The sequence below is a fragment of the Streptomyces sp. SM1 genome, from assembly GCF_002910825.1.
Classification (GTDB): Bacteria; Actinomycetota; Actinomycetes; order Streptomycetales; family Streptomycetaceae; genus Streptomyces; species Streptomyces okerensis.
This window is the reverse complement of sequence record NZ_NEUB01000525.1, coordinates 1-4,818: the sequence shown is the minus strand read 5'-3', so window position 1 is coordinate 4,818 and position 4,818 is coordinate 1. Positions and strand designations below refer to the sequence as shown.

Here is a 4,818-nt window from a genome sequence, read left to right as displayed (position 1 = left end):
CACCCGTCCGTGCTCGTTGGACACGGTCCCGGTCGCCTCGTCGAACGGCAGCCCCGGCTGGGGAACCCCGCGGTAGCCGATCGCCCGCAGGACCAGTCCGGCCGGGATCTCCAGCTCCCCGGTGCCGCCGGTGACGCGGACGGCGCCGGTGTCCTCACTCCCGCACACCGCCACCGGGGCGGAGAGGAAGCGGAACACGATGCGCCGCCGGTGCCCGTCCGAGCCCGGCGACAGGGACCAGCCGACGCTCTCGCGCGCCACCCCCCGCAGTACCGCCGCCTTGTCCCCCGGCCCGGCGGCGTCGATCGCCGTGCCGACGCGCGGATCGTGGTCGTCGACGATCAGGTCCACCCCGGGGAGGTGGTTCAGGGCGAGCAGTTCGGACCGGGTGCAGGCCGCGTCCTGCGGGCCGCGGCGTCCGAGCACCACCACCTCGCGCACCTTGCTGCGGCGCAGTTCCGCCAGTGCGTGGCCGGCGATTCCGGTGCCGGCCAGTGTCTCCGGGTCCGTGACCAGGATGCGGGCGACGTCGAGTGCGACGTTGCCGTTGCCCACCACGACGACGCGTTCCGCGGACAGGCCGACGGCGTCCGGCGCGACCTCCGGGTGCGCGTTGTACCAGGCGACGAAGGTGGTCGCGGAGAGACAGCCCGTCAGGGCTTCGCCCGGAATGCCGAGCCGCCGGTCCGTGGCGGCACCCACCGCGTAGATCACCGCGTCATGATGCGCGGCGAGCTCCTCGGTCGTGAGGTGGTGACCCACGTCGAGACCCAGGTACATCCGCACCCGCGGATGTGTGTGGAAGCGGGAGAAGGTCTCGCCCACCTTCTTGGTCGAGGGGTGATCGGCGGCCACGCCGTGCCGGACGAGCCCTCCGGCGGCCGGAAGCCGGTCGATGAGGGTCACCTCGGCCCGGGTGTGCAGCAGCAGGTCCTCGGCGGCGTACATGCCGGCCGGTCCGGTGCCGACGACGGCGACCCGCAACGCCCTGAAATCCGAGGGCAGGACCCGGTCGAAGGCGGGCCGGGACCAGGCGTGGAGGTTCGGTCCGGGGACCGGCCCCGTCAGCTCCCGCTCCGAAGTCCCGTCATCCTCCGGGGACTTCGCCCCGCCGGGATCGAAGTAGGCGGCGTTGATCCGCGCGTACTCGCGTTGCGTGGCGGGCAGCCGGTCGACCGGGAGGACGGCGTCCACCGGACAGGCGTCGGCGCAGGCCCCGCAGTCGATACAGCTCTTCGGGTCGATGTGCAGCATCTCCGTGCTGCCGAAGGCGCGTTCCCCGGGCGCGGGGTGAATACAGTTGACCGGGCAGACGGACACGCAGGTGGCGTCGCTGCAGCAGGTCTGGGTGATCGCGAAGGCCATGGTCGTCGTCCGCTCCGCTGAAGGCCGGGACAGGTGCAGGGGCAGGGTGCAGGTCGTCAGATGAGGTGGGCGCGCCTGTAGAAGAAGAGCGCGGGCCGGGTGAGCAGTCCCACCGAGGCCAGGAACTCCATCAGGCCCGAACAGCTCGCGCGCATCATCGACCTGTGGTGTTCGTTGGCCTTCGCCTCGCGCAGCGCGCGTTCCTCGTCCAGGCCGGCGTTCGCGTAGACCTTCCGGTTCACCATGCTGGTGACGATGACGTAGGCGGCGACGGCTATGAGGACGGCGTGCACGCGGCGGCGCAGCCGGCCCGCCCGAGCGAGGTGCCTGCGCGTCTTGTCACGGGCGAACTTCATGTGCCGCGACTCCTCGACGACATGGATGTTGTTGATGGTGCGGACGAACGGCACCACCCGCTCGTCGCGCATCCAGTCGCGCTGCATGACGTCCAGGACCTCCTCGGCGACCAGGATCGACGCGTACGCGGCCTCACCGAAGGCAACGGTCTTGAAGAACCTGCCGAGTTCGATCGCCACCCGGTGCGGACGGTAGGCCGGGGCCCGGAGCTTCTTCGCGCCGCGGGCGAACATGATCGAGTGCCGGCACTCGTCGGCGATCTCGGTGAGCGCCCACTGGACGGTGTCGTCCGTCGGATCCTTGGCGTAGATGTCCCGCAGCACCATCTGCTGCAGGATCATCTCGAACCAGATCCCGGTGCCGGCGACGGACGCCGCCTCCTGGCGGGTCAGCGCCTTGCGCTGCGCTTCGGTCAGCTCCTGCCAGTACGGCGTCCCGTAGAGCGTGCTCCACTCCGGGCTGGTGCCGTGGAAGTCCGTGTCGAGAGGGGTGTCCCAGTCGACCTCGGTGAGCGGGTCGTAGGAGAGCCGCGCGGACGAGTCGAGCAGCCGCCGGGCCGCGTTGTCGTCGGAGGGCCGGCTCGGAGACTCCGGCTGAGAGGTGCTGCTGGCCATGCTGAGGGCTCCTCCGGGTCGGGACCATGCAGGATTACCGTGGGTAACAGCCGCCGCTGCTGACGAACTGTATAGCAAGAACGGCCGACTTCCTACCCCTCGGTAGGAAGCCGGCCGCAGCCGGATCCGGACCTCCGCATCGACCGGCGTCAGGCCCGCCGGAAGCGATCACCCGGCCGACCCGCTCGCCCTGCCGGGTGGCTCAGAGGCCGGTGACCTTGCTGCTCGCCGACACCTCGTAAGCCAGGGTGACGGTGCGCCGGCCGCCGGGGCCCATCGGGATGTTCCAGCGGACGATGCCGTCCGCGTCGACCGCGTCGGGCGCCGGCGAACAGGCGTCCCGGAGCAGTCGTACCTCCACCGCCGAGACCTCGGAAACGGGGATGCGCTCCCGGAGGACGACCACTCTGTCGTCCTCCTCGCCGGGGGCGGAGAACCTGGACAGGTGGAGCCGGACAGTCCGGGTGAGAACGGTCCGCTGGGTGATTCCCGTGGTCTCGCGGGTCTCCTCGGTCTCCCGCAGGACCCGGTGGTCGTCCCGGCTGCCGAAGGCGAGATCGACGGGAGAGCCGGGGGCGGTGAAGTCCAGGGTGCCGCGTCCGCCGAACCCGCTGCCGCCGACGAGATCGACAGGCCCGGCGAGCAGTGCGTGCCCCGACCGGTTGTCGAACCGCACCACCTGGCTGACCAGCGGCGACAGCTCGGGCGAGCAGGTGTACTCATTGCGTGCGGACGAGGTGAAGGAGGAGAGCGGCACACGGTGGGCGCGGCCGTCCGCCGGTACGGAGACCGGCGCGGGGGAGTGGAGCACCCGTACCTCGCCCCCGTCGTCCACTCCGGGCAGCCCGGGCACAGGGGCGGGGCCGAGTTCCGTGATCTCCTCCTCGCGCAGGCCGACATGGACGGTACGGCGCTCCTCGGGGGAGCGGTCCGTGAGCGTCAGCCGGTCCTCGCCGAGCCGCGGCGGCCGGGTCGCCGACGCGGAACGGGCGGTCGACAGGGTCAGCCGTACGTTCGACCAGTCCTCGCCGGTGCGCTGCCAGACGAACGCGTCCGTGCTCAGGGTGAGGTCCTGCCCGTCCAGGACGGCCCGGTAGGCGGGCCGCCACAGGGCGCACGGGGTGAGGTGGCGCACCCGCAGCTCGGCCCGGCCGTCGGCCGGGGCGTGGACGGTCAGCTCTATGTGGCCGGTCAACTCCGCGGGTTCCGTCCCGTAGAGGTCCATGGCCCGGTGCGCCTCGGAGAGTTCGGCGGCGAGGCCGGCCAGTCCGGCCTCCACCTCGCGCAACCGCTCACCGCAGGCGTCGCGTTCGCCGTCCACCCGGTCCAGCTCCCGGCCCCAGCGGCCCGGTTCCGGCTCCCCGGAACCGGCACCCTCGCCGATGTCCCGCAGCAGGTCGGCGGCGACACGGCCGAGCAGCTCGGCCCTCGCGCGCAGCCGGTCACGCCGGTGTTCCAGGGCCGACCGCTCCTCCTCCAGGGCTGTCACACGGCGGCGCAGCGCGGAGTCGTCGTCGGCGGGCCCGGGGCCGCGCGGAGTCCAGCTGCGCACGATCCGCGCGTCGAGCACGGTCGCCGGGACGCCGGCGGTCAGTTCCGCGTGCAGGCTGCGGTCGACGGCCGTCGCGCTCACCGGCCCGAGGCGCAGTCGCCGGGTACCGGCCCTCAGATCGAGCACGGCGGTCCGCTCCACGTGGGCGCGGTCCTCCGTACAGGTGACGGCGGTGACGGGCAGGGGGATCGGCTCCGATGACGTAGACATGACTGTGTCAGCTCCTGCGGTTGCCGCCGGTGAGGGCCTTGCCCGCCGGGATCCGGATCTCGTAGCCGCCGTCCAGGGCGGCGGTGCCGCCGGCGGGCAGCTCGGCCCGCCACAGACGCGTGCCGGGCGTGTGGCGCTCCGGCTCCCCGTCGTTCCCGGGCGCCGTCCAGTCGGCCTGTTCCTCGATCCGGATGTCCGACTCGGAGGTGACGGGCACGCGCTCGCGGACTTCGACGAGGACGGGGACGGTGAGCCGGTTGGCCAGTTCCACGTGGACGCGGTGGTCGAGCACGGTGGTGTTGTTGCGCAGGCCGGCGGTCGACTCGTGCAGGTTCGTACGGCGGGTGACCCCGATGGCCTCGGCCGGCCCGAGGCCCACCCGGCACTCGCAGCCCGGGGCGAGCGTGGGCAGGGAGGCGGTCAGCAGGAACTCCTCGTCCACGGTCACCTCCACCGGGCCGGCCAGCAGCGCCTGTCCGGTGGCGTTGGAGAGCATCAGGGTCGTGTACACGGTCTGTTCCACGGACGGAACACAGAGGTACTCGGTCCGCAGGCCGACCGGGATCTCGCCGACGGTGACGGTGTGCCAGGTGCCGTCCGAGGGAATGTCGGCCGGTGCGGCCGCATCGAACCGGTGGTCGAAGGAGCCGGCGGACTCGCGGGGCCGCACGGCGTGCCCGGGAAGCGGCAGCGCGGCCACCGTCTCGGCGCGGCGGCGGT

4 protein-coding genes are annotated in these 4,818 nt (G+C 72.4%); all 4 read right to left on the bottom strand.

Translation table 11 applies throughout. The annotated features are described in order from the left end of the window. Positions 1–1,365 (bottom strand): FAD-dependent oxidoreductase (locus tag B9S61_RS12820; protein ID WP_103542366.1); only part of this gene is annotated, 1,365 nt, incomplete at its 3' end. A gap of 56 nt (positions 1,366–1,421) precedes the next feature. Next, entirely contained in the window at positions 1,422–2,336 is a 915-nt protein-coding gene (locus B9S61_RS12815) for a diiron oxygenase (RefSeq protein WP_103542365.1), read from the bottom strand. Between the two features lie 202 nt (positions 2,337–2,538). Further along, positions 2,539–4,098 (bottom strand): mucoidy inhibitor MuiA family protein, encoded by a 1,560-nt coding sequence (locus B9S61_RS12810; protein WP_103542364.1) that lies wholly within the window; start codon positions 4,096–4,098, stop codon positions 2,539–2,541. A gap of 7 nt (positions 4,099–4,105) precedes the next feature. Then, on the bottom strand, positions 4,106–4,818 hold a 713-nt coding region (locus B9S61_RS12805), incomplete at its 5' end, for a DUF4139 domain-containing protein (protein ID WP_146064815.1).